The following is a 24,570-nucleotide window of genomic DNA, read 5'->3' on the forward strand; positions in this document are numbered from 1 at the left end:
GCACCTCCGCCGCCGATCACGACACGATGGCCGCGGCCATCGGCGTGCCCGCCGCCGGGCGCCGTGCCGTGGAACGGTTCATGGATGTCGCGGTGCCCGCCGTCATCCGCACCGGATCGCCGAAGGGTGCGGGTCTGCTGCCGCAGGAGGGCGTCTCCGAGGCCGAGGCCCTCGCCGAGCTGCGCGTGCTCGCGGCGAAGAACCGCGTGCTGTCGCCGATGATCGGACTCGGCTACAGCGACACGCTGACACCCTCGGTGATCCAGCGGAACGTGCTGGAGAACCCGTCCTGGTACACGGCGTACACGCCCTACCAGCCCGAGATCTCGCAGGGCCGCCTCGAGGCCCTCCTGAACTTCCAGACGATGGTGGGCGACCTCACGGGCCTGCCCGTCGCGAACGCCTCCATGCTCGACGAGGCGACCGCGGCGGTCGAGGGGATGCTCGTCGCGCGCCGCGCCGTGCGCGGGGGCGGCGACGTGTTCGTCGTCGACGCCGACACGCTGCCGCAGACGAAGGCAGTGCTCGCCGTGCGGGCCGAGGCGCTCGGGATCGAGCTCGTCGAACTCGACCTCGCCGGGGGCGCGGCACTGCCCGAGGGGATCTTCGGCGCGCTCATCCAGTACCCCGGGGCATCCGGGCGCATCTGGGATCCGTCCGGTGTCATCGACGCCGTCCACGTCGCCGGCGGCCAGGTCGTCGTCGCGGCCGACCTCATGGCGCTGACGCTCATCGCGTCGCCCGGATCGCTCGGCGCGGATGTCGTCGTCGGATCGACGCAGCGCTTCGGCGTGCCGCTCGGCTTCGGCGGCCCGCACGCCGGCTACATGGCCGTGCGCACGGGCCTCGAGCGCCAGCTGCCCGGACGCCTCGTGGGCGTCTCGGTCGACGCCGAGGGCAAGCCCGCCTACCGCCTCGCTCTGCAGACCCGCGAGCAGCACATCCGCCGCGAGAAGGCGACGTCGAACATCTGCACCGCTCAGGTGCTGCTTGCCGTCATGGCCTCGATGTACGCGGTCTACCACGGGCCCGAGGGGCTGCGGACGATCGCCACCGAGATCGCCACCAAGACGGCACTGCTGCGCGACGCGCTCGCCGAGACGGACGCGGAGATCCGGCACGACGCCTTCTTCGACACCCTCTCGGTGCGCGTCGCGGGTCGCGCCGACGCCGTGGTGGCGAAGGCTCACGAGCTCGGCGTGCTGCTCCACCGCGCGGATGCCGACACCGTCGGCGTCTCGATCGGCGAGGCGACGACGACGGACGACCTGAAGCTCGTCATCGCGGCATTCGGCGGCACCGCCCCCGAGCAGTTCGACGCCGCGCTGGACGTCCGCGGGCTGCCGGAGGGCCTCGCCCGCGACGACGAGTACCTCACGCACCCCGTGTTCCACACTCACCGCAGCGAGACCGCGATGATGCGCTACCTGAAGTCGCTCGCCGACAAGGACTACGCGCTCGACCGCGGGATGATCCCGCTGGGCTCGTGCACGATGAAGCTCAACGCCGCCACCGCGATGGCCTCGATCACGTGGCCGGAGTTCGGCCGCATCCACCCGTTCGCCCCGCGCGAGGACGTTCCCGGCTACCTGGAGATGATCGGCCAGCTCGAGCAGTGGCTCGCCGACGTCACCGGGTACGACGCCGTCTCCCTGCAGCCGAACGCCGGATCGCAGGGCGAACTCGCCGGGCTCCTTGCGATCCGCGGATACCACCGCTCGCGCGGCGACGTCCAGCGCGACGTGTGCCTCATCCCGTCATCCGCGCACGGCACGAACGCCGCCTCCGCGGTGCTCGCGGGGATGAAGGTCGTCGTCGTCGCGACCGGCGAGGGCGGCGACGTGGACCTCGCCGACCTGCGCACGAAGATCGCGGCGCACGCAGACACCCTCGCGGCGCTCATGATCACGTACCCGTCGACGCACGGCGTCTACGAGCACGACGTGAGGGACATCACCGCGGCCGTCCACAAGGCGGGCGGGCAGGTGTACATCGACGGGGCGAACCTCAACGCCCTCGTCGGGCACGCGCGCTTCGGCGACCTCGGCGGCGACGTCTCGCACCTCAACCTGCACAAGACGTTCGCGATCCCGCACGGCGGCGGCGGCCCCGGCGTCGGCCCCGTCGCGGCGAAGGCGCACCTCGCGCCCTTCCTGCCCTCGCACGCGTTCGCGCAGGATGAGCGCCACACGACCGGCATCGGCCCGGTCTCGGCTGCGCCCTACGGGTCGGCCGGCATCCTGCCCATCACCTGGTCGTACATCCGGATGATGGGGCGCGAGGGGCTGACCGAGGCGACGAGCGCCGCCGTGCTTGCCGCCAACTACGTGGCCGCGCGGCTGAAGGACCACTACCCGGTGCTGTACGCGGGAGAGGACGGTCTCGTCGCACACGAGTGCATCCTGGATCTGCGTCCGCTGCGCGAGCGGACGGGCATCACGGTCGACGACGTCGCGAAGCGCCTGATCGACTACGGCTTCCACGCGCCGACGATGTCGTTCCCCGTGGCGGGAACGCTCATGGTGGAGCCGACCGAGTCGGAGGATCTCGCCGAGCTCGACCGGTTCGTCGACGCGATGATCGCGATCCACGACGAGGCCGAGCGCGTGGCGGCGGGGGAGTGGCCCGCGGACGACAACCCGCTCGTCAACGCCCCGCACACCGCGGCGGCCGCGATCGCCACCGACTGGGCGCACCCGTACCCGCGCGAGCTCGCCGTCTACCCGACCGGCTCAGTCGCCGGAAAGTACTGGCCGCCGGTGCGCCGCGTCGACCAGGCCTACGGCGACCGCAACCTCGTCTGCGCCTGCCCGCCGATCGAGGCGTTCGCGTAGTTCTTACTGCCGCTTCGCGGGTAGTGCATTGAACGTGCGCGAACGCTCGCGCCCACGCTCCGCGCGGGCGCTCTCGTTCACGGGCTGTCGCTGCGCTCCATCCGACGACGGACGTCCGGTTCACGAGGTGGTCGGCAGTCGCTCCGCTCCACGGTCGCTTCGCTCCCACATGGGGTGTACCGGTCGTCGGCCGGGGTCGAGCAGCGTTCGACCGGAGTGGACCTGTTCCCCTCCGGTCGTTGAGCGAGCGAAGCGAGTCGAAACGGCCAGAACCCCGCCGATAGATTGAGCCAGTGACCTACAGCGCGACCCCCGTCCTCGAGAACCACATCGTGCGGCTGGAGCCGCTGTCGCAGGACCACCGCGACGACCTCGCGGAGGCCGTCGGCGACCTCGGCGGCACCTGGTACACGCGCATCCCGTCGCCCGAGACGATGGAAGCCGAGATCGACCGTCGGCTCGGGGAGCACGAAGCGGGCCGGGTGGCGCCCTGGGCCGTGGTCGACGCCCGCACGGGGCGCGCCGTCGGCATGACGACCTACCTGCAGCTCGAGCCGGCGCACCGGCGCCTCGAGATCGGATCGACCTGGCTCGGGCGGGCCGCGCAGGGGACGGGGATCAACCCCGCCGCGAAGCTGCTGCTGCTCGAGCGGGCGTTCGAGGCGCTCGACTGCCTCGGCGTCGAGCTGCGCACCCACTGGCACAACCACCAGTCGCGCGCCGCGATCGCGCGGCTCGGGGCGAAGCAGGACGGCGTGCTGCGCAGCCACACGATCATGCCCGACGGCATCGTCCGCGACACCGTGGTGTTCTCCATCCTGAACACCGAGTGGCCCGCCGTGCGCGCAGGCCTGCTCCACCGCCTCGCAGGGCGCTGAGCGAGCGGATCCGCGTCAGGCGGCGGCAGAGAGGCGCTCGGGCCCGATCGCCCGGGCGAGCTCGACGAGGGCACCGTCGCCCGTGCGCGCGGCCTCCGCCTCGGCGGCCTCGAGCAGCTCGGCCTTCGTGCACAGGGCCGGCTCGTCGTGAAGCGCCGACGGGAGGTGGATCGCCGCGCGCAGCAGCGCCAGCGCATCGTCGTATTCGAGCAGCACAGCCATGTCGAGCACCGTCTGCACCGGCGACGTGGCCGGCAGCCCGAACACCGTGACGACCTCGCTCGCCGCGGAATCCGGATGCGCGACGAGCCCGGGCACGCCCTCCGGCGCCTCGAGCACGTGGACGTCCTCGAGGTCGTCCTCCGGGAGCGGCAGACGGTACAGGGCGGCGGCCGAGTGCGCGGCGAACACGAGGTCGGGCTGGGTCAGCGAGACGGCGTAGATCCGCGCGAGCGTGCGGTCGGTGCGCGAGAGCGTGCGCCACCGCCGCGCCGAGAGATACACGCCGGGGCGCACGGCGACCGCGGCACCCTTGCCGACGGCGCGCTCGAGCCTCGGGAGCCAGCCGTTCTGGCGGGCTTCCTCGGCCACCAGGAGTCCGAACGCGTGTCCGGAGCGACGAGCAAGCAGGAACATGAGGTCAGATTCGCGCACGGCGGCGGGAAACGCACGCGCCACGCGGGAGGAAGGGCTCAAATGACCACTCTCGCGGCCTGTGGACGACGGATCAGAACAGATCGGGGAACGCCGCCGCCGCGAGCGGATACCCGACGAACGCGATCATGTCGATCACCGTGTGCGCGACGACAAGCGGCATGAGCCGGCCCCAGCGCCGATAGCACCAGCCGAAGACGAGGCCCATCGCGATGTTGCCGACGATCGCTCCGAACCCCTGGTACGCGTGGTACGCGCCACGCAGCAGCGCCGCGGCGACGATGATCCGCCAGCTTCCCCAGCCGAGGCGCGAAAGGCGGTCGCCGAGGTAGCCGATCACGATGACCTCCTCGATGAGGCCGGCACGCAGGGCCGACAGCACGAGGAGCGGCACGGTCCACCAGTCGAGGCCCGCGGGAGACGCCTCGACGGCGACCGTCACGCCGAGCGCCCGCCCGGCCGCGTAGAGCGCGAGCCCCGGGACGCCGATCGCCGCGACGAGCGCGAGCCCCCGCAGCGCGTCGCCGCCGAAGCGCGAGAAGTCGAGGCCGAGGCGGCGCAGCGCGCTGCGCCCGGGCTCCCACAGCAGGTAGAGGACGAGCCCGACGAGCGCGAGGTCGAACAGCACGTCGAGGAGCCGATACAGGATGTCCCACGCGGCGGCCGCGTCGAACGGCGTGTTGAGCTTCGCCGTCTGCTCCGACAGGGGCAGCGGGTCGAGCAGGCGGCGCACGAGCGAGAGCACCGCGTACAGCGCCGACTGGCCGACGGTGATCGCCAGGACGAGCACGAGTTCGACCCGCAGCCGGGCGCGTGTGTGAGGCGGAGAGGCGGGCGGGAACGGTTCGACGGCACTCACCCGGCAAGCCTGCCACAGGGGCGGATCGGGATATTCCGTACGCTCGTGCTCGAGACCGGTCAGATTGCCCAGTGAAGGCACGCCGCGGTAAAGGCTATGTAACGGTTGTGCGCAACATTTGGGTCAGTCCGTCAAGCCGCTTAGAGTCTTCGCTATCGCTCACGCGTCGCTTCGGCGCCGAGCACTACCCACACCTTCCCCAGGAGGAACCTTTGAAGCGCAACAAGATGGCCCTGGCGGGCATCACGCTGCTCGGTGCGAGCAGCCTGCTTCTCGCCGGCTGCGCGACTGGCGGCAACGGCGAGCCCGCCGGCTCCGAGAGCCCGGCCGAGGGCTCGTCGACCGCCGTCATCACGACCAACGGCAACGAGCCGCAGAACCCGCTGCTGCCCGCCATGACCAACGAGGTCGGCGGTGGTAAGATCCTCGACTCGATCTTCGCCGGCCTGATCACGTACGAGGCCGACGGCTCGGTCGTCAACGACGTCGCCGAGGAGATCACTCCCGATTCCCCGACGCAGCTGACCGTCAAGATCCGCGAGGGCCTGAAGTTCACCAACGGTGAAGAGGTCACGGCCGACAACTTCATCAAGGCGTGGAACTTCGCCGCCCAGGCGGAGAGCGCGCACAACGCGGGCTACTTCTTCGAGGACATCGAGGGCTTCGTCGCCGAGGGTGACGTGTACGGCGCCGAGGGCGACATGTCCGGCCTCAAGCAGGTCGACGACTACACCTTCACGATCACGCTGAACAAGCCGGCCTCCGACTTCGCACAGCGTCTCGGCTACTCGGCCTTCTTCCCGCTCCCGGACGTCGCGTTCGAGGACATGGAGGCGTTCGGTCAGAACCCGATCGGCAACGGCCCCTACATGCTCGACGGCGAGGGCGCGTGGCAGCACGACGTCCGCATCGACCTGGCGGTCAACCCCGACTACGACGGTCCGCGCGAGCCGCAGAACGGCGGCCTCGACATCGTCTTCTACGCCACGCAGGACGCGGCGTACGCCGACCTGCTCTCGGGCAACGTCGACGTGATCGACGGCATCCCGGACGCGAGCCTGGAGACCTACGAGTCCGACCTGGGTGACCGCTCGGTCAACCAGCCGGCCGCGATCTTCCAGTCGATGACCATCCCCGAGTGGCTGCCCGGCTTCGCCACCGACGAGGAGGGTCGTCTGCGTCGTGCGGCGATCTCGCACTCGATCGACCGCGCGCAGATCACCGAGGTCGTCTTCAAGGGCACCCGCACGCCCGCGACCGACTACACCTCGCCCGTCATCGACGGCTGGAGCGACGAGGTCCCCGGCAGCGAGGTCCTCGAGTACGACCCGGAACTCGCCAAGGAGCTGTGGGCCCAGGCCGACGCCATCAAGCCCTACGAGGGCGAGTTCACCATCGCGTACAACGCCGACGGCGGTCACCAGACCTGGGTCGACGCGGTCGCGCAGTCGATCTCGAACACGCTGGGCATCGAGGCCGCGGGCGAGCCGTTCCCGGACTTCGCCTCGTACCTCGACGCTCGTGACAACGAGCAGGTCGGCGCCTTCCGCGCCGGTTGGCAGGCCGACTACCCGGGTCTGTACAACTTCCTCGGCCCGCTGTACGCCACGGGCGCCGGCTCGAACGACGGCAAGTACTCGAGCGAGGAGTTCGACTCGCTGATCTCCGAAGGCATCAGCGCCACGGACCCCGAGGTCGCCAACGCCAAGTTCCAGGAGGCGCAGACGGTGCTGTTCACCGACCTGCCCGCCATCCCGCTGTGGTACTCGAACGTCAACGGCGGCTGGGCTGAGGGCGTCGAGAACGTCGAGTTCGGCTGGAACTCGGTGCCGCTCTTCCACGAGATCACCAAGGCCGAGTAAGACAGGCCGGGAGCAATCCCACCCGCGAGGCGGTGGCGTTCGCGTCACCGCCTCGCCCCATGTGCGGTCGGCCTTTCACACCGCGTTCCCAGGATCGCGGGCAGAGGATTGGCCGCTGAGGGCGCCCGGATGCCGGGCCCCTTTTCCGTGCGTCGACCAACCCGAACGACGCGCTGAGCTTTCCCCGGAAGGAGGGGGAGGATGGCCACCTACATCCTCAGACGGATCCTGCAGCTGATCCCCGTTTTCATCGGCGCCACCGCGCTGATCTACTTCATGGTCTTCGGCATGCCCGGCGACCCGGTCGCCGCCCTGTTCGGCGACAAGCAGCCGCCGCCCGCGGTGCTCGAGCAGATCCGCGCGCGGTACATGCTCGACCAGCCGCTGATCGTGCAGTACTTCCATTACCTGATGGGCATCCTGCGCCTCGACTTCGGCACGACCTTCTCCGGTCAGAGCGTGATCGAGATCCTCGGTCGCACGTTCCCGGTGACGCTGCGCCTCGCGACGCTGGCCATCCTGATCGCCTTCGTGCTCTCGATCGTGATCGGCGCGACGTCGGCGCTCCTCAAGGGCACGTGGTACGACCACTTCCAGCTCGTCATCGCGCTGATCTTCATCGCCGTGCCGATCTTCGTGCTCGCCTTCCTGGCGCAGTACTTCCTCGCCGTCCGGCTCGACTGGTTCCGCCCGACGGTGGGCGCGCAGAACGGGTGGGGCGACCTCTGGTTGCCGGCCCTCGTGCTGGGCTTCAGCGTCTACGCGGCGAGCATGCGCCTCACGCGCTCGTCGATGATCGAGTCGCTCGGTCAGGACTGGGTGCGCACCGCGTACTCCAAGGGCCTGCCCCGCCGCCGGGTCATCCCCGTGCACGTGCTGCGCAACTCGCTCATCCCGATGGTCACCGACACCGCGACGAACTTCGGCATCCTGATGGTCGGCGCGACCGTGACCGAGGGAATCTTCAACGTCCCCGGCGTCGGCAACCAGCTCTTTATGGCCGTCACGAAGCACGAGACCCCGACCGTGGTGTCGTTCGTCACCGTGTTCGTGGTCGTGTACGTGCTCGTCAACCTGCTCGTCGATCTTCTCTACGGCCTGCTCGACCCGAGGATCCGCTATGTCAAGTAACAGCACCCACTACGTCGCCCCCGTCAAGGCGGACGTCGTCGTCGACGCCGTCCGGCTCAGCGACAAGAAGAGCAACCTCTGGCTCGATGCGTGGCGCGACCTGCGCCACCGCCCGCTGTTCTGGCTCTCGGTCGTCGTGTGCGTCCTGGTCATCATCGTGGCGACCCTGCCGAGCATGTTCACCGCGTTCCCGCCCTCGGGACCGCAGGCCTGCGACCTGAGCAACAGCAACGGCGGCCCGAGCGCCGGGCACCCGCTCGGCTACACCTTCCAGGGCTGCGACGTGTGGTCGCGCCTCGTGCACGGCGCCAGCGTGTCGATCGCGGTCGGTGTGATGGCGACCATCATCGGCACCGTCATCGGCGTGATCATGGGCGCCCTCGCCGGCTTCTACGGCGGCTTCCTCGACTCGCTGCTGTCGCGCGTCGGCGACATCTTCTTCACGATCCCCTACATCGTCGCGGCGATCGTCGTCATGACGGTGCTGAAGGAGCACCGCAGCGAGCTCGTCCTCGCGTTCGCGATCGGCGGCTTCTCGTGGGCGTCCACCGCGCGCTTGATGCGCGCCGAGGTGCTGCGCGTGAAGCAGTCGGACTTCGTGATGGCGTCCATCTCGCTCGGCCTGACGCGTTTCAAGACGCTGCTCGTCCACGTCATGCCGAACGCCCTCGCGCCGATCATCGTCGTGGCGACCGTCGGCCTGGGCCAGGCGATCGTGGCGGAGGCGACCCTGTCGTTCCTGGGCGTCGGCCTCGGCGGCGTCTCGTGGGGTGCCGACATCGCGAACGCGCAGAGCTCGATCCGCACCTCTCCGATGGCGCTGTTCTGGCCGTCGCTCGCGCTGACCGTCACGGTGCTCGCGTTCGTCACCCTCGGTGAGCTGATGCGCGACGCCCTCGACCCGAAGGCGAGGGCCCAGCGATGAGCGCATCCGATGTCCCGATGACGCGTGCCGGCGTGCGCGCGGCCACCAAGGAGAACCCCGTGTCGGGAGGCACCGTGTCCGAGCCGCTTCTGAAGATCCGGGACCTGAAGGTCTCGTTCGGCACCGGAAAGAAGGCCCGCGAGGTCCTGCACGGCGTCGACCTGGAGATCCACCCGGGCGAGACGGTCGCGATCGTCGGCGAGTCGGGCTCCGGCAAGTCGACGACGGCCGCCGCGGTCATCGACCTGCTTCCCGGCACCGGAAAGGTGACCGGCGGCAGCATCATGCTCGACGGCGTCGAGCTGACCACGGCGAGCCGTCGCGAGATGGAGTCGATCCGCGGCCGCGAGATCGGCTACGTGCCGCAGGACCCGATGTCGAACCTCAACCCGGTGTGGTCGATCGGCTTCCAGGTGGAGGAGGCGGTCCGGGCGAACGGGCTGGCCACCGGCCGCAAGGAGGTCCGCGCCCGCGCGGTCGAGGTGCTGAAGCAGGCGGGCCTCGCCGACGCCGAGCGGCGCCTGCACCAGTTCCCGCACCAGTTCTCGGGCGGCATGCGTCAGCGCGCGCTCATCGGCATCGGCCTCGCTGCCGACCCGAAGCTGCTGATCGCGGACGAGCCGACCAGCGCCCTGGACGTCACCGTCCAGCGTGTGATCCTCGACCACCTCGCCTCGCTCACGCGCGAGAAGGGCACCGCGGTGCTGTTCATCACGCACGACCTCGGACTCGCGGCAGACCGCGCCGACCGGATCATCGTGATGAACCAGGGCGAGATCGTCGAGGCCGGCCCGAGCCGGATCATCCTCGAGAACCCGCAGCACCCCTACACGCAGCGCCTCGTGGCGGCCGCGCCGAGCCTCGCCTCGCAACGCATCCAGGCCGACGTCCAGGAGCGCGGCGTGGAGACGCTCGAGGAGGTCAGCGACGCGCACCCCGTCGTCGAGGTGCGCGACCTCGTGAAGGACTACCGGATCCGCAAGGGCGGCTTCCGCAGCGAGCCCTTCCGCGCGGTCGACGGCGTCTCGTTCCAGATCCCGCGCGGCAAGACCCTCGCCCTCGTCGGCGAGTCGGGATCGGGCAAGTCGACGGTCGCGAAGATGGTGCTCCAGCTCGAGTCGGTCACGAGCGGCGAGATCCTGTTCGACGGCAAGGACACCACCTCGATGGGGGCGAAGGACGTCTTCGCGCTCCGCAGCCGCATGCAGCCGGTGTTCCAGGACCCGTACGGCTCCCTCGATCCGCTCCGCAGCATCGGCCACCTGATCGCCGAGCCCCTCAAGGTGCACGGCGTCGGCGACGAGAAGTCGCGCCAGGCGCGCGTCTTCGAGCTGCTCGAGCAGGTGTCGCTCCCGCGTGAGCTCGCGTGGCGCTACCCGAACGAGCTCTCGGGCGGCCAGCGTCAGCGCATCGCCATCGCGCGCGCCCTCGCGCTCAAGCCCTCGATCGTTGTGCTCGACGAGGCCGTCTCGGCGCTCGACGTGCTCGTGCAGGACCAGATCCTGAAGCTCCTCGCGGAGCTGCAGGCCGAACTGGGGCTGACGTACCTGTTCATCACGCACGACCTCGCTGTCGTGCGCGTCGCGGCCGACCTCGTCTGCGTCATGGAGCAGGGGCGCGTCGTCGAGCAGGGAACGGTCGACGAGATCTTCGCATCGCCCAAGGAGGCGTACACGCAGCGCCTGCTCGACGCGATCCCCGGCGCCTCGGTCGACCTCGCCGGTCGCTGAGCGTGACCGGCACCCGCATCCTCCGCTCGGCCACGGGCCTCGTCTGGCTCGTGGCCGTGGCGGCGGTCGTGCTGTTCCTGCTCGGCGACGTGGTCGTGCGGGGGAGCTGGCTGCAGGCGCTGCTGATCGCGCCGTGGCTGCTCATCCCGGTGTGGGCCGTCTACGCGTTCCTCTACGCGCCGCACATCGCGGTGGACGAGGAGCGGATCCGGGTGCACAACATCCTGCGCACGATCGACCTTCCCTGGTCGACGGTCGACGACGTGGTGATGCGCTGGCAGCTCGAGCTTCACCTCACCGCCGACGCGGCCGCGACCGGGGTCGGCGGGCGCAAGGGGATCGTGGAGGCGTGGTCGTTCTCCCGCCGCTGGCGCGGAGTGGGCGCGAAGCGCACCGACGACACCGCCGTCACGCTCGACGTGATCCGCGGCCTCCACGCATCGGCGGGCCGTCAGCCCGGCGCGCGTCCCACGGTGACCTGGGACCTGCGGACGATCGCCGTCGGGGCCGCGATCGTCGTGGCGTGCGTCGCCGCGATGCTCATCGCCGGCTGATCGCAGCCTCGCTCGTCCTCTCACCGGCGTCCGTTCAGGGCCCGGATGCCGTCGCGCGGTACTATTGAGGTGCTCGGTTCCGGGCCATCCTCATTTCTGAGCCACACACTTCCTCTCCAGCTAAGGATCATCCATGGCGCGCGCCCTCCGTTCCGACCTCCGCAACGTCGCGATCGTCGCGCACGTCGACCACGGCAAGACGACCCTTGTCGACGCCATGCTGCGCCAGACCGGATCGTTCGGAGACCACGCGCACGTCGAGGACCGGGCGATGGACTCGAACGACCTCGAGCGTGAGAAGGGCATCACGATCCTCGCCAAGAACACGGCGATCACGTACAAGGGCACGCACACCGACACCCCGATCACCATCAACGTGATCGACACCCCGGGCCACGCCGACTTCGGCGGCGAGGTCGAGCGCGGCCTGTCGATGGTCGACGGCGTCGTGCTGCTCGTCGACGCGTCGGAGGGCCCGCTGCCGCAGACCCGTTTCGTGCTGCGCAAGGCGCTCGAGGCGAAGCTTCCCGTGATCCTGCTCGTGAACAAGACCGACCGCCCCGACGCGCGCATCGCCGCCGTCGAGGAGGAGGCCCACGACCTGCTGCTCGGCCTCGCGAGCGACCTGCAGGACGACGTGCCCGACCTCGACGTCGACGCGCTGCTCGACGTGCCGGTCGTCTACGCCTCGGGTCGTGCGGGCGCTGCCTCCCGCAACCGCCCGGCGGACGGCTCGCTTCCCGACAACGACGACCTCGAGCCGCTGTTCGAGGCGATCCTCCAGCACGTGCCGGCCCCGTCGTACGACGACGAGGCGCCCCTGCAGGCCTGGGTCACGAACCTCGACTCGTCGTCGTTCCTCGGCCGCCTCGCGCTGCTGCGCGTCTTCAACGGCGAGCTGAAGAAGGGCCAGACCGTCGCCTGGGTGCGCGCCGACGGCACCGTGCAGAACGCCCGCATCACCGAGCTGCTGATGACCAAGGCGCTCGACCGCTACCCGGCCGAGAAGGCCGGCCCCGGCGACATCGCCGTGATCGCGGGATTCGAGGACATCATGATCGGCGAGACCATCGCCGACCCCAACGACGTGCGCCCGCTGCCGCGCATCGAGGTCGACGAGCCGTCGATCTCGATGACGATCGGCACGAACACCTCGCCGCTCGTCGGCAAGGTCAAGGGCCACAAGCTCACCGCCCGCATGGTCAAGGAGCGCCTCGACCGCGAGCTCATCGGAAACGTGTCCATCCGCGTGAAGGACATCGGCCGCCCCGACGCCTGGGAGGTGCAGGGCCGCGGCGAGCTGCAGCTCGCCATCCTGGTCGAGAACATGCGCCGCGAGGGCTTCGAGCTCACCGTCGGCAAGCCCCAGGTGGTCACCCGCAAGGGCGAGAACGGCAAGGTCCAGGAGCCCTTCGAGCACCTGACGATCGACGTCCCCGAGGAGCACCTCGGCGCCGTGACCCAGCTCATGGCGAACCGCAAGGGCCGCATGGACAACATGGTCAACCACGGCACCGGCTGGATCCGCATGGAGTTCATCGTTCCGTCGCGCGGTCTCATCGGCTTCCGCACCGAGTTCCTCTCGATCACCCGCGGCACCGGCATCGCCAACGCCATCTCGCACGGCTACGACGACTGGGCGGGTCAGATCGTCGCGCGCCAGAACGGCTCGATCGTCGCCGACCGCGCCGGTGTCGTGACGCCCTTCGCGATCATCGGCCTGCAGGAGCGCATGTCGTTCTTCGTCCGCCCGACCGAAGAGGTCTATGAGGGAATGGTCGTGGGCGAGAACTCGCGCGCCGACGACATGGACGTGAACATCACCAAGGAGAAGAAGCTCACCAACATGCGCTCCGCGACGGCCGACTCCTTCGAGTCGATGACGCCGCCGCGCCTGCTCTCGCTGGAGGAGTCGCTCGAGTTCGCCCGCGAGGACGAGTGCGTCGAGGTCACGCCGGAGGCAGTGCGCATCCGCAAGGTCGTCCTCGACGCGACCGAGCGCGGCCGCGCGGCCTCGCGCCTGAAGCGCCAGGACGCCAACGCCTGACCCGCATCGCGAACGGCCGGACGGTTCTCCGTCCGGCCGTTCGGCGTCTCCGGCGTTTCCGGCGTCCGTAGGATCGGGATATGCCGACTCCCGACTTCGTCCTGTCCCTGCGCGAGAAGATCGGGACGGATCCGCTGTGGCTGAGCGGGGTGACCGCGGTGGTGCTGCGCGGTGACGAGGTGCTGCTCGTCCGCCGCGCGGACAACGGGCATCTCACGCCGGTGACGGGGATCATCGACCCGGGCGAGGAGCCGGCGGTCGCCGCCGAGCGCGAGGTGCTCGAGGAGGCCGGCATCGTCGCCGAGGCGGAGTCGCTGGTGTGGGTGCACACCCTGCCGCCGATGGAGTACGACAACGGCGACCAGGCGCAGTACCTGGACATCGTGTTCCGCTGCCGGTACGTCTCGGGCGAGCCTCACCCCGCGGACGGCGAGAACTCCGAGGCGCTGTGGCGGAGGCTGGACGACCTCGCCGACGTTCGCGCCGAGATGCGCGAGCGCATCCTGCTCGCCGCCGCGAACCCGGGCGCGGCCCGCTTCGAGCGCTAGCGCAGCTCGGAGATGAGCACGGCGCTCGTGCCCGGCGCGAGGGCGTCGAAGACGTGGGGGACGTCGCCGGCATACGCGAGGTAATCGCCGGGGCCGAGCTCTATGGGGGCGTCCGCGGGACCGATGGCCGCGCGGCCGGAGACCAGGATGACGTGCTCGGTCGTTCCCTGATGGTGCGGGTCGGAGCGCCGCGGCTCGCCGGGATCGGCGTGGATCAGGTACACGTCGCGTCGCGCGCCGGGAGGCGAGGCCGAGAGCAGCGTCGCACTGTAGGGCGCGGCCGCCGAGGGGACACCCGAGTGGTCCGACGCGCGGATCAGCGTCGGCGCGCTCGCCTGCTGGTCGACGAGCACCGCGAACGGCACGCCGAGCGCGACGCCGAGCGCCCAGAGCGTCTCGACGCTGGGGTTCCCCGCGCCGTTCTCGAGCTGCGACACCGTCGCCTTCGAGATGCCGGCGCGACGGGCGAGCTCGGAGACGGACAGCCCGGCGGCCTCGCGCTCGCGGCGCAGCGTGCGGGCGATTCGCGGTCGGAGATCCTCCATGCCGTTCATCATGCCAAACGCCCGTTCGGTTTGACGGACATGGAGGTGGTGTTCAGAATGATGGATGTGCGTTCAGTTCAGCGAACGCGACCTGCTCGGCGGGTCGCCACCCCCGAGGAGCGGGGTGCCTGGCGCCAAGGCATCGCCGTCGCCGTCGCGACCGGCGCCTACGGCGTCTCTTTCGGCGCGCTGTCGGTCCTCGCCGGGCTCGACGTCTGGCAGACGTGCGTGCTGAGCCTGCTGATGTTCACCGGCGGATCGCAGTTCGCGTTCGTGGGCGTGATCGCCTCCGGCGGCCTTGCCGCCGCGCCCGCCGCGATCGGCTCGGCCGTGCTGCTGGGCCTCCGCAACGTCGCGTACGCCGTGCGGATGAATCCGATCGTCGGCCTGTCATGGTGGCACCGGATCGCCGCGGCGCAGTTCACGATCGACGAGTCCACCGCCGTCGCACTCGCGCACACCGAGCCCCGCGCCCGCCGCATCGGGTTCTGGGTGACCGGCATCGGCATCTACCTCGGCTGGAACGTGACCACGCTCGCTGGTGCGCTCCTCGGCGACGTGCTCGGCGACGTCCGCGCCTACGGGCTCGACGCCGCCGCGGCCGCCGCGTTCCTGGCCCTGCTGTGGCCCCGCCTTCGGTCGCGGCAGGCGGTCGCCGTCGGGGTCGCCGCCGCGATCGTCGCGGCGTCGCTGACGCCCTGGCTCATGCCCGGCCTGCCCGTGATGATCGCCGCGCTGGTCGCGCTCGTCGTCGGCTGGTTCAACTGGCTCGGCGCCCGAGGCGTGAGCGGCGGCCCGGCGGGGGAGGAGAGGCGATGACGATGTGGACCGCCATCCTGATCGCCGCGATCGCCTGCGTCGTCCTGAAGCTCGCGGGATACCTCGTGCCGACCGACTGGCTCGAGCGCGAGCGGCCGGCGCGCATCACCGACCTCCTGACCGTCGCGCTGCTCGCCTCGCTCGTGGCCGTGCAGACCCTCGGCTCGGGGATGGCCGTCGTCGTCGACGCGCGCGTGCCCGCCGTCCTCGTCGCGGGCATCCTGCTCTGGCTGCGCGCCCCGTTCCTCGTCGTGGTCGTCGCCGCGGCGCTGGTCGCGGCCCTCCTGCGTCTTGTCGGCTGGGCCGCGTAGCCTGGAACGATGCGCCGTCCCCGGCTGAATCGCCTCGCCCTCGCCGTCCTCGCCCTCGTCACGGGCGGGATCTTCGGGGTGGCGGGGACGATCGCGCACGCGTACGTCCTGGGCGTGATCCCGGTCGGGCTCATCCTGGCGCTGCTCGGCTGCGCTGCGCTGCTGATCGGCCTTCGCCTGCTGCTGGAGGACCGCTGGATCACGTGGATCGCCGGGCTCGGAATGCTCGCGATGCTGCTCGTCTACTCGGGAAGGGGACCGGGCGGATCCGTCGTGGTCCCGGAGCCCGCCGAGGGCGCCTTCCCGATCGGGATCGTGTGGACGTACGCGCTGACCGGCGTGGTGCTGCTCGTCGGCGCGTGGCCCGACATGTCGCGTCTCCGGATGGCGCCGACGGGTGAGGCGACCGGTGGTGCCGAGGCCGGGTCCCCGCGGGCGCGTAGAATCGATCCGTGACTTATGTGATCGCGTTGCCGTGTGTGGATGTCAAGGATCGCGCGTGCATCGACGAGTGTCCGGTCGACTGCATCTACGAGGGTGAGCGAAGCCTCTACATCCACCCGGACGAGTGCGTCGACTGCGGCGCGTGCGAGCCGGTGTGCCCGGTCGAGGCGATCTACTACGAGGACGACCTCCCCGACGAGTGGCAGGACTACTACAAGGCGAACGTCGAGTTCTTCGACGAGATCGGCTCCCCGGGCGGTGCCGCGAAGGTCGGTGTGATCCCTAAGGACCACCCGATCATCGCCGCCCTGCCCCCGCAGGCCGACGCCCACTGAGCGCGGCGTCGTGAGCGTCAAGGACCTCGCCGACTACCCCTGGGACGCCGTCGCCCCCTACGCCGAGCGCGCCCGCGCGCACGCCGACGGGATCTGCGACCTGTCGATCGGCTCGCCGGTCGATCCCACCCCCGACGTCGTGCGCCGCGCCCTCGCCGAGGCGACCGACGCACACGCCTACCCGCAGACCGTCGGCACGCCGCAACTGCGCGAGGCGATCGCCGCCTGGTTCGACCGACGCCGGGGCGTCCCGGGCCTCGAGCCGCGCAACGTGCTGCCGACCATCGGCTCGAAGGAGCTGGTGGCGCTGCTGCCGACGCTGCTCGGCCTCGGCGAGGGCGACATCGTCGTGCACCCCCGCGCGGCGTACCCGACCTACGAGGTGGGCGCCAGGGTCGCCGGCGCGACGCCTCTCGCGTCGGATGAGCCCGACGAGTGGCCCGAGGGCACAAAGCTCATCTGGATCAACTCGCCCGGCAACCCCGACGGCCGCGTCTGGAGCGTCGACGAGCTGCGTCGCGCCGTGGCGCGGGCACGCGAGCTCGGCGCGGTGATCGCCGGCGACGAGTGCTACGCCGAACTCGGCTGGGACGCGCCCTGGGACGCCGAGCCGGTGCCGAGCATCCTGGATCCGCGTGTCATCGGCGACAGCCGCGCGAACGTGCTGAGCGTGTACTCCCTGAGCAAGCAGTCCAACCTCGCGGGCTACCGCGCGGCGTTCGTCGCCGGATGCGCGCGCATCGTCGGCGACCTGCTCACGGCCCGCAAGCACCTCGGGCTCATGCCTCCCGGCCCCGTGCAGCACGCGATGGCCGTGGCGCTCGGCGATGACGCGCACGTCGCGGAGCAGAAGGAGCGCTACCGCGCGCGGCGCGACATCCTGCGGCCGGCGCTGGAGGCCGTGGGCTTCACGATCGACCGCAGTGAGGCGGGCCTGTACCTCTGGGCGACCGAGGGACGCGACGCCTGGGAGTCGATGGGACGCCTCGCCGACCTCGGCATCCTGGCAGGCCCCGGGGTCTTCTACGGGCCGTTCTTCCCGCAGCATGTGCGCCTGTCGCTCACGGCGAGCGACGAGCGGATCGCCGCGGCCGCCGCGCGTCTTCGAGCCGCCGGCTGACCGTTTCTCGGCCACCGAGCGCCGGATTTCGTCGGATCTGTCAACGGATACGCCCGGAGTTCGGCGGGTGTCACAGGTGTGGTTCGCGGCGGATAGGCTGTACGAGGCCATCCCGCAGACCGGGGGCCGACCAGGCGCGCTGTCGTGAACGACGGCGGCGAGCCGAGACTCCCTTGACAGCGACACGATTCGCGACTGCATATCGCAAGGAGGCGCCGTGAGCGACGCGGGACAGCTGCCCGACAAGGCCACCCTGACCATCGGTGACAAGACCGCCGAGTTCCCGGTGCTGCCGGCGACGAACGGGGCGTCGAGCATCGACGTCTCCACCCTGACCCGTCAGACCGGCTTCACCACCCTCGACTACGGGTTCGTGAACACCGCGGCGACGCAGTCGGACATCACCTACATCGACGGCGACAAGGGCATCCTCCGCTACCGCGGCTACCCGATCGACCACCTCGCCACGCACTCGAGCTACCTCGAGGTCGCCTGGCTGCTGATCTACGGCGAGCTTCCGACCGCCGACCAGCTGGCGGAGTTCGACGACAAGATCCGCCACCACACGCTGCTCCACGAGGACCTGAAGGACCGGTTCTTCACGGCGCTGCCGCACACCGCGCACCCGATGGCGGTGCTCTCCTCGGGCGTCTCGGCTCTCTCGACCTACTACGAGAACGAGTCCGACCCGAACAACCCCGAGCACGTCGAGCTCAACATGATCCGCCTGCTCGCGAAGCTGCCGGTCATCGCCGCGTATGCCCACAAGAAGAGCGTCGGTCAGGCGTTCCTCTACCCGGACAACTCGCTGAGCTTCGTCGACAACTTCCTGAAGCTGAACTTCGGCGTCCGCAGCGAGGACTACCAGGTCGACCCGGTCATGTCCCGCGCGCTCGAGCGCCTGCTCATCCTTCACGAGGACCACGAGCAGAACGCCTCGACCTCGACCGTGCGTCTCGTCGGCTCGACCGGCGCCGACCAGTTCGCGTCGATCTCGGCCGGCATCCACGCCCTCTCCGGCCCGCTGCACGGCGGCGCCAACGAGGCCGTGCTGACGATGCTCGCGCAGATCCAGGAGTCGGGCGGCGGCGTCAAGCGCTTCGTCGAGAAGGTCAAGAACAAGGAAGACGGCGTGAAGCTCATGGGCTTCGGGCACCGCGTCTACAAGAACTACGACCCGCGCGCCACGATCGTGAAGCAGTCGGCCGACGAGGTGCTCGAGCAGCTCGGCGTTCACGACCCGCTGCTCGACCTCGCCAAGGAGCTCGAGGCGATCGCACTGGAGGACGACTACTTCAAGGAGCGTCGCCTCTACCCGAACGTCGACTTCTACACGGGCGTCATCTACAAGGCGATGGGCTTCCCGACGCGGATGTTCACCGTGCTCTTCGCGATCGGCCGTCTCCCCGGCTGGCTCGCGCACTGGCGTGAGCTTCACCAGGACCCGAAGACCAAGATCGGTCGCCCGCAGCAGCTCTACACGGGCTCGCCGGAGCGCTCCTACCCCGGCGCCTGAAACGGTGATGAGAACGGCCGCAACCCCTCGGGGCTGCGGCCGTTCTTCTGCGCCCCTTCCGGTCGTTGAGCGACCGAGCGCCAGCGAGGGAGTCGAAACGGTAGAGCCCACCCGCGGCTTCGGCCCTGGCTGGGGCCGGGCGGTTTCGACTCGCTCCGCTCGCTCAACCAGCAATGGGGGAGCACCCGCATCGACCCCCTCCGGTCGTTGAGCGACCGAGCGCCAGCGAGGGTCGAAACGGTAGAGCCGGCCCGCGGCTTCGGCCCTGGCTGGGTCCGGGCGGTTTCGACTCGCTTCGCTCGCTCAACCAGCAATGGGGGAGCACCCGCATCGACCCCCTCCGGTCGTTGAGCGACCGAGCGCCAGCGAGGGAGTCGAAACGATAGAGCTGGCCCGCGGCTTCGGCCCTGGCTGGGTCCGGGCGGTTTCGACTCGCTTCGCTCGCTCAACCAGCAACAGGGGCAGCAAGCACCTACTGGAGCGCCCCACGTGCGACCGAAGGGAGCGTGCCGCGGATGCGGCCAACCAGCGCGCCCGGACGGAGCGAAGCGACGTCACATCGAGCGCGAGTGCCGCCGCGAAGCGGCCGGCCGAGCGATCGATCAGCGCGCGGCCAAACAAGTCAATGCAGCGCCGGGTTCAGCGTCACGCCGACGCCGGAGCGGCGGCGGGCCTCGATGGCGCCGGTGAGCGAGTTGCGGATGTAGAGCAGGCCGCTCGATCCCGACAGCTGCGCGCCCTTGGCGACGCGGATGGACCCGTCCTCCAGCGGGGGCTCGTCGACGAGGAGGATCTTCGTGCCGGCCGTGATGTAGAGGCCCGCCTCGACGACGCAGTCGTCGCCGATCGAGATGCCGACGCCCGCGTTGGCGCCGAGCAGCGAGCGCTCGCCGAACGACACGCGGTGCTTGCCGCCGCCCGAGAGGGTTCCCATGATCGACGATCCGCCGCCGATGTCGGAGCCGTCGCCGATGACGACGCCCTGCGAGATGCGTCCCTCGATCATCGACGAGCCGAGCGTGCCGGCGTTGAAGTTGACGAAGCCCTCGTGCATGACGACCGTGCCGGGGGAGAGGTAGGCGCCGAGCCGGACGCGCGACGCGTCGGCGATGCGCACTCCCTCGGGGGCGACGTAGTCGGTGAGGCGCGGGAACTTGTCGAGCGAGACGACCTGCACGCCGTCGCGCTGAAGGTAGGGGCGCAGGCGCACCGCGTCGTCGGGGTGCATCGGGCCCGCGTTGGTCCAGGCGACGGTCGGCAGGTGCGCGAAGATCCCGTCGAGGTTCAGCTCGTTGGGCCGCACCAGGCGGTGCGACAGCGCGTGGAGCCGAAGGTACGCGTCCGGCGTTGACGCGGGGGCGACGTCGAGGTCGATCTCGAGGGTCACCACCTCGACCGTCACGTTGCGGCGGTCGTCGGGCGCCGCGAGCCGGTCGAGGCGCTCGACGTCATCGCTCAGGTCGCCGCCGCGGCCCGCGCGCGGCGACGGGAACCAGGTGTCGAGCACGGTTCCCTCCGCGGCGACCGTGGCGAGTCCGACTCCTGACACCCAGCGCTCAGCATCCATGTCTCGATTCTAGGGAGGGCCCGCCGCTCGCGCGCTCGGGTGACGTCACGATCGCTCGGGATCGCCCCGGCTCGGGCGAGGCGGCGCGAACGAAATAGGGTTGAGGCATGCCCCTCGATCTGACCGCCTCCTCGCCGGACATCACGCGCGCGATCTGCGACATCCCGAGCGTGTCGGACGACGAGCGGACGCTGGCGGACGCGGTCGAGGCGGCGATCGCGCCGCTCGCCCACCTCGAGCTGCACCGGGACGGCGACACCCTCGTCGCCCGCACGAACCTCGGTCGTGCGCAGCGCGTGGTGATCGCCGGCCACATCGACACGGTGCCCATCAACGCCAACGTGCCGACGCGCGACATCGAGATCGACGGCGAGGCGTTCATCTGGGGTCGCGGCACGGTCGACATGAAGGCCGGCGTTGCGGTGCAGCTGAAGCTCGCGGCCGAGCTCACGAACCCCGCGGTCGACATCACCTGGATCTGGTACGACCACGAGGAGGTCGCGGCCGAGCTGAGCGGGCTCACGCGCCTCGCGGCGACCCGCCCCGACCTGTTCGCGGGCGACTTCGCCATCCTCGGGGAGCCCACGGCGGGCGTCGTCGAGGGCGGCTGCAACGGCACGCTCCGCGCGATGGTGCGCACCCATGGGGTGCGCTCCCACAGCGCCCGCGCATGGATCGGCGAGAACGCGATCCACGCGGCGGCGCCGATCCTGGCCCGGCTCGCCGAGTACCGCCCGCGCACCATCGCGGTCGACGGCCTCGAGTACCGCGAGGGCCTCAACGCGGTGGCGATCACGGGCGGCGTGGCGGGCAACGTCATCCCCGACCTGTGCGAGGTCGAGGTCAACTTCCGCTTCGCGCCGAGCCGCTCGGAGGACGACGCCGTCGCGCATGTGCGCGCGCTGTTCTCCGGCTTCGAGGTCGAGATCACCGACCTCTCCGGGGGCGCGAGGCCCGGCCTCGATGCCCCGCTGGCCCAGGACTTCGTGCGCGCCGTCGGCGGCACCCCGAAGCCCAAGTACGGCTGGACGGATGTCGCGCGGTTCTCGAAGCTCGGCGTGCCGGCGGTGAACTACGGACCCGGCGACCCTCTTCTCGCCCATCACGACGAGGAGCGGGTTGCCGTCTCGCAGATCGAGGAGGTCGAGCGAGGGCTCCGGGCGTGGCTCACGACGCTCTGACACAGCAGGCGGAGGGCGCCAGCACCGTGTGGCGCTCCTGGCCCGTCGCCCTGCGCATCCTTGTCGTCTACGTCGTCGCCCGGCTCGCCACCACGGCGATCATGCTCGCCGTCACCGCGAACTCCCCGGTCGACTCCCGCTTCGGCGCCGACCCCGACCTCGCCGACTACGTGCTCGGCTGGGATGCGCAGTGGTACTGGACCGTCGCGTTCTCTGGGTACCCGAGCGAGCTGCCGCGGGATGAGGCCGGCACCGCGACGGAGAACGCCTGGGCGTTTATGCCCGTCTACGCGCACCTCGCGAACATCCTCGGCTTCGGCACGTGGGGCGTCGGCGCGCTGATCGTCTCGCTCCTCGGTGGATACGTCGCGTGCCTCGCGCTTCACGCGCTGCTGCGTCGCCGGATCGGCGAGGGCGCCGCGACCTGGGCCGTCGTCCTGTTCGCCAACGCGCCGCTGGCGGCGCTGTTCCAGGTCGGCTACGCCGAGGCGCTCTTCCTCGCGTTCCTGATGTGCGCGCTGCTCGCCCTGAGCGCGCGCCGGTGGTGGTGGCTGTACCTGCTGATCCCGCTGATGGGGTACACGCGCCCCGGCGTGCTGGCGTTCGCCCTGCTGCTGGGCCTCTACGGCATCTTCCGCTGGTTCCGTCGACGAGACGATCCGCTTCCCGCCCGCGAGGTGATCCACATCGTGGTGCTCGGCGCCCTGGCAGTGGCCGTCGGCTTCTCGTGGCAGCTCTTCGCGGCGCTCGCGACCGGCGTCCCCGATGCCTACCTCGAGACGGAGCTCGCCTGGCGCCGGGGCTGGATCCCGGGCATCGAGGCGTTCGTCCCCTTCGAGGGATGGATCAGGGCGGCGCCGTTCTGGTTCTCGCTGTGGGGGCTGCCCGAATGGCTCGGCATCGTGGCGCTCGTCGTGCTCGTCCTCGGTGCGGCGGCCGCCTTGTTCTCGGCACCCGTGCGCCGGCTCGGCCCGGAGGTGCGGCTGTGGTCGGCGAGCTACATCCTCTACCTGCTGGCGGTGTTCTTCCCGCAGTCGAGCACGTTCCGGCTGCTGGTGCCGCTGTCCCCGCTGTGGGGAGCCGCGCCGCGCTCGCGGGTCGGCAGGGGGCTCGCGCTCGTCCTGTGCCTGGCCGGGCAGTGGTGGTGGATCGCCACCATGTACGGCAGTGGGAATACCTACTGGCAGGTGCCGTGATCCCCACCGCCGATTGCCGACTGATCTGCTGGAATATCGCGTCGCGGAATGTCTCGGAAGTGGGCCAGCGTCGGCGCGACCGGTAAACTCACTGAGGGAGACCTCGACGAAAGGAAGCCACGATGGCAGCCATGAAGCCCAGAACCGGTGACGGACCGATGGAGGCCGTGAAGGAGGGGCGCCTCATCATCGTGCGCGTGCCGCTCGAGGGCGGCGGCCGTCTGGTCGTCTCGGTGAACGACGACGAGGCCAAGGAGCTGCACGGCGTCCTCGGCGAGGTCGTCGGCGCCTGAGCCATACGAACTCGAAAGAGGTCCGGATCCCACGGGATCCGGACCTCTTCTCTGTGTCGGGGAGAACTACTCCGCGACGGTGGTGAGCTGCAGCAGGCCCTCGCCGATCGTCGAGATCGCGGGGATGACCGCCGGAGATGCCTGCGTCTCCTGCAGGAGCGTGCGGTACGCCGTCGTCACGGCATCGCGGGCGACCGGATCCGCGACCCTGCCGTTGAGCACCCGCGGCACGAGGACCGTGCCGCCCGCGCGCGCCAGTCGCAGGCCGTGCTCGACGTAGTCGATGACGTTCTCGGGGTCGGCATCGACGAGGACGATGTCATATGACGCCTCGTTCATGCGAGGGAGCACGTCGGCGGCCCTGCCCGTGATCAGGCGCACGCGCGCCGCCGGGATGCGCGACTGCGTGAACGCCTGACGCGCGACGGCGAGGTGCTCGGGCTCGTGGTCGATCGTGGTGAGCACAGCCTTCGGTGCGCCGTGCAGCAGCCAGAGGCCCGAGACGCCCGCACCCGTGCCGATCTCGATGATCGAGCGCGCTCCGGTGGCGGCGGCGATCAGGGCGCACTGCGCGCCGACACCGGCGCTGATGGGCGCCGCGCCGAGTTCGAGAGCATGCTGGCGGGCCCGCGAGATGTGCTCCGGCTCCACCACCGTCTCCCGCGCGAAACGCGCGATCGCGTCGTGCTCGCTCATGACACCTCCATGGATTCCCCTCCAGCGTACGGTTCCCGGCCGGACGGACCGCGCAGGCACGGCCGGTAGGCTGTAAGCCATGAATCTCGGGCTCACCTTCGAGAAGGTTCTGGTGATCGCCGCGGTCGCCGCCTTCCTCATCGGGCCCGAGCGACTGCCTCGTTACGCCGAGATGCTCGCGCGACTCGTGAGGCGCGCACGGGACTTCGCGCAGGGTGCCCAGTCCCGCGTGCGCGAGGAGATGGGTCCCGAGTTCGACGAGGTCGACTGGCGCAAGCTCGACCCCCGGCAGTACGACCCGCGGCGCATCATCCGCGAGGCGCTGCTCGAGGACGAGACCCCGGCGCCCGCCCCGAATCCGACGGTCATCGCGCCGCCGCGCCCCTCGGGCCCGATGATCCGGCACACGTTCACGGCCGAGACGCCCCCGCCCTTCGACGCTGAAGCCACGTAGTTCTTTCTCACGCCTCTCGACCGGCTCCGGCACCGCTTCGCGGCGCCGCTCGCCGTTCTCGCGCTGTCGCT

General features: G+C 70.4%; 24 protein-coding genes. 19 read left to right on the forward strand and 5 right to left on the reverse strand.

Annotation, left to right across the window (positions count from 1 at the left end; all coding sequences use genetic code 11):
• The first annotated feature begins 26 nt into the window (after window positions 1-26).
• Together gcvP and ABD161_RS03455 are read left to right on the forward strand one after the other, a co-directional pair.
• Window positions 27-2,834 carry an aminomethyl-transferring glycine dehydrogenase gene (gcvP, locus tag ABD161_RS03450; protein WP_425560780.1) on the forward strand — a complete coding sequence of 936 codons (2,808 nt, stop codon included), beginning with the start codon at window positions 27-29 and terminating at the stop codon, window positions 2,832-2,834.
• A 293-nt stretch (window positions 2,835-3,127) separates the two neighbouring features.
• Window positions 3,128-3,712: a GNAT family N-acetyltransferase gene (locus ABD161_RS03455; RefSeq protein WP_343999706.1), complete on the forward strand. Its 585-nt coding sequence runs from the start codon at window positions 3,128-3,130 to the stop codon at window positions 3,710-3,712.
• Window positions 3,713-3,727: 15 nt separating this feature from the next.
• Here the strand turns inward: ABD161_RS03455 and ABD161_RS03460 are convergent, their stop codons facing one another.
• Window positions 3,728-4,348 carry a hypothetical protein gene (locus tag ABD161_RS03460; RefSeq protein WP_343999708.1) on the reverse strand — a complete coding sequence of 207 codons (621 nt, stop codon included), beginning with the start codon at window positions 4,346-4,348 and terminating at the stop codon, window positions 3,728-3,730.
• A 91-nt stretch (window positions 4,349-4,439) separates the two neighbouring features.
• The gene (locus ABD161_RS03465; protein ID WP_343999710.1) at window positions 4,440-5,225 is read right to left on the reverse strand and encodes a CPBP family intramembrane glutamic endopeptidase; all 786 of its coding nucleotides are present in this window, start codon (window positions 5,223-5,225) and stop codon (window positions 4,440-4,442) included.
• A gap of 212 nt (window positions 5,226-5,437) precedes the next feature.
• On the opposite strand from ABD161_RS03465, the gene ABD161_RS03470 reads away from it, so the two are divergent.
• The 7 genes from ABD161_RS03470 (at window position 5,438) to ABD161_RS03500 (ending at window position 14,022) form a co-directional block, all read left to right on the forward strand.
• Window positions 5,438-7,087 carry a peptide ABC transporter substrate-binding protein gene (locus ABD161_RS03470; protein WP_343999712.1) on the forward strand — a complete coding sequence of 550 codons (1,650 nt, stop codon included), beginning with the start codon at window positions 5,438-5,440 and terminating at the stop codon, window positions 7,085-7,087.
• A 201-nt stretch (window positions 7,088-7,288) separates the two neighbouring features.
• Window positions 7,289-8,218: an ABC transporter permease gene (locus ABD161_RS03475; protein ID WP_343999714.1), complete on the forward strand. Its 930-nt coding sequence runs from the start codon at window positions 7,289-7,291 to the stop codon at window positions 8,216-8,218.
• Window positions 8,208-9,143 carry an ABC transporter permease gene (locus ABD161_RS03480; protein ID WP_343999717.1) on the forward strand — a complete coding sequence of 312 codons (936 nt, stop codon included), beginning with the start codon at window positions 8,208-8,210 and terminating at the stop codon, window positions 9,141-9,143. The genes ABD161_RS03475 and ABD161_RS03480 overlap by 11 nt, the downstream gene beginning before the upstream one ends.
• Before the next feature lie 17 nt (window positions 9,144-9,160).
• Complete coding sequence (locus ABD161_RS03485) at window positions 9,161-10,873, forward strand: ABC transporter ATP-binding protein (RefSeq protein WP_425560781.1); 1,713 nt, start codon at window positions 9,161-9,163, stop codon at window positions 10,871-10,873.
• Between the two features lie 2 nt (window positions 10,874-10,875).
• Window positions 10,876-11,427 (forward strand): hypothetical protein, encoded by a 552-nt coding sequence (locus ABD161_RS03490; protein ID WP_343999721.1) that lies wholly within the window; start codon window positions 10,876-10,878, stop codon window positions 11,425-11,427.
• A gap of 133 nt (window positions 11,428-11,560) precedes the next feature.
• The gene (typA, locus tag ABD161_RS03495) at window positions 11,561-13,474 is read left to right on the forward strand and encodes a translational GTPase TypA (RefSeq protein ID WP_343999723.1); all 1,914 of its coding nucleotides are present in this window, start codon (window positions 11,561-11,563) and stop codon (window positions 13,472-13,474) included.
• A gap of 80 nt (window positions 13,475-13,554) precedes the next feature.
• On the forward strand, window positions 13,555-14,022 hold the full coding sequence (locus ABD161_RS03500; RefSeq protein WP_343999726.1) for an NUDIX hydrolase: 468 nt from the start codon (window positions 13,555-13,557) through the stop codon (window positions 14,020-14,022).
• On the opposite strand, the gene ABD161_RS03505 is transcribed toward ABD161_RS03500, so the two are convergent.
• Window positions 14,019-14,567 carry a helix-turn-helix domain-containing protein gene (locus ABD161_RS03505; protein WP_343999727.1) on the reverse strand — a complete coding sequence of 183 codons (549 nt, stop codon included), beginning with the start codon at window positions 14,565-14,567 and terminating at the stop codon, window positions 14,019-14,021. The genes ABD161_RS03500 and ABD161_RS03505 overlap by 4 nt on opposite strands.
• 60 nt (window positions 14,568-14,627) lie before the next feature.
• Here ABD161_RS03505 and ABD161_RS03510 point away from each other — a divergent pair, with 60 nt between their 5' ends.
• The 6 genes from ABD161_RS03510 to ABD161_RS03535 all read left to right on the forward strand — a co-directional run bounded on the left by ABD161_RS03510 (window position 14,628) and on the right by ABD161_RS03535 (window position 19,112).
• On the forward strand, window positions 14,628-15,386 hold the full coding sequence (locus ABD161_RS03510) for an AzlC family ABC transporter permease (protein ID WP_344000100.1): 759 nt from the start codon (window positions 14,628-14,630) through the stop codon (window positions 15,384-15,386).
• Complete coding sequence (locus ABD161_RS03515) at window positions 15,383-15,697, forward strand: AzlD domain-containing protein (RefSeq protein WP_343999729.1); 315 nt, start codon at window positions 15,383-15,385, stop codon at window positions 15,695-15,697. Before ABD161_RS03510 ends, ABD161_RS03515 begins: the two co-directional genes overlap by 4 nt.
• 9 nt (window positions 15,698-15,706) lie before the next feature.
• Window positions 15,707-16,153 carry a histidinol dehydrogenase gene (locus tag ABD161_RS03520; protein WP_343999731.1) on the forward strand — a complete coding sequence of 149 codons (447 nt, stop codon included), beginning with the start codon at window positions 15,707-15,709 and terminating at the stop codon, window positions 16,151-16,153.
• Window positions 16,150-16,476, forward strand: a complete 327-nt coding sequence (gene fdxA, locus ABD161_RS03525) for a ferredoxin (RefSeq protein ID WP_135113317.1) — start codon at window positions 16,150-16,152, stop codon at window positions 16,474-16,476. Before ABD161_RS03520 ends, fdxA begins: the two co-directional genes overlap by 4 nt.
• A 10-nt stretch (window positions 16,477-16,486) precedes the next feature.
• Complete coding sequence (gene dapC / locus ABD161_RS03530; RefSeq protein WP_343999734.1) at window positions 16,487-17,596, forward strand: succinyldiaminopimelate transaminase; 1,110 nt, start codon at window positions 16,487-16,489, stop codon at window positions 17,594-17,596.
• 217 nt (window positions 17,597-17,813) lie between these two features.
• Window positions 17,814-19,112: a citrate synthase gene (locus ABD161_RS03535; protein WP_343999737.1), complete on the forward strand. Its 1,299-nt coding sequence runs from the start codon at window positions 17,814-17,816 to the stop codon at window positions 19,110-19,112.
• A gap of 622 nt (window positions 19,113-19,734) precedes the next feature.
• Here the strand turns inward: ABD161_RS03535 and dapD are convergent.
• Window positions 19,735-20,679 carry a 2,3,4,5-tetrahydropyridine-2,6-dicarboxylate N-succinyltransferase gene (gene dapD, locus ABD161_RS03540; RefSeq protein ID WP_343999739.1) on the reverse strand — a complete coding sequence of 315 codons (945 nt, stop codon included), beginning with the start codon at window positions 20,677-20,679 and terminating at the stop codon, window positions 19,735-19,737.
• Window positions 20,680-20,786: 107 nt separating this feature from the next.
• Here dapD and dapE point away from each other — a divergent pair, with 107 nt between their 5' ends.
• The 3 genes from dapE to ABD161_RS03555 all read left to right on the forward strand — a co-directional run bounded on the left by dapE (window position 20,787) and on the right by ABD161_RS03555 (window position 23,349).
• On the forward strand, window positions 20,787-21,860 hold the full coding sequence (gene dapE / locus ABD161_RS03545; RefSeq protein ID WP_343999741.1) for a succinyl-diaminopimelate desuccinylase: 1,074 nt from the start codon (window positions 20,787-20,789) through the stop codon (window positions 21,858-21,860).
• Entirely contained in the window at window positions 21,842-23,056 is a 1,215-nt protein-coding gene (locus tag ABD161_RS03550) for a hypothetical protein (RefSeq protein WP_343999743.1), read from the forward strand. Before dapE ends, ABD161_RS03550 begins: the two co-directional genes overlap by 19 nt.
• A gap of 122 nt (window positions 23,057-23,178) precedes the next feature.
• Window positions 23,179-23,349, forward strand: a complete 171-nt coding sequence (locus ABD161_RS03555) for a DUF3117 domain-containing protein (RefSeq protein WP_135113329.1) — start codon at window positions 23,179-23,181, stop codon at window positions 23,347-23,349.
• A 66-nt stretch (window positions 23,350-23,415) separates the two neighbouring features.
• On the opposite strand, the gene ABD161_RS03560 is transcribed toward ABD161_RS03555, so the two are convergent.
• Window positions 23,416-24,045 (reverse strand): O-methyltransferase, encoded by a 630-nt coding sequence (locus ABD161_RS03560; RefSeq protein ID WP_135113331.1) that lies wholly within the window; start codon window positions 24,043-24,045, stop codon window positions 23,416-23,418.
• Window positions 24,046-24,124: 79 nt separating this feature from the next.
• On the opposite strand from ABD161_RS03560, the gene ABD161_RS03565 reads away from it, so the two are divergent.
• Window positions 24,125-24,499, forward strand: coding sequence for a twin-arginine translocase TatA/TatE family subunit (locus tag ABD161_RS03565; protein ID WP_343999747.1), 375 nt, complete (start codon window positions 24,125-24,127; stop codon window positions 24,497-24,499).
• The last annotated feature ends 71 nt before the right edge of the window (window positions 24,500-24,570 follow it).

Origin of the sequence: Microbacterium paludicola (assembly GCF_039529675.1) — a bacterium.
GTDB lineage: Bacteria > Actinomycetota > Actinomycetes > Actinomycetales > Microbacteriaceae > Microbacterium > Microbacterium paludicola.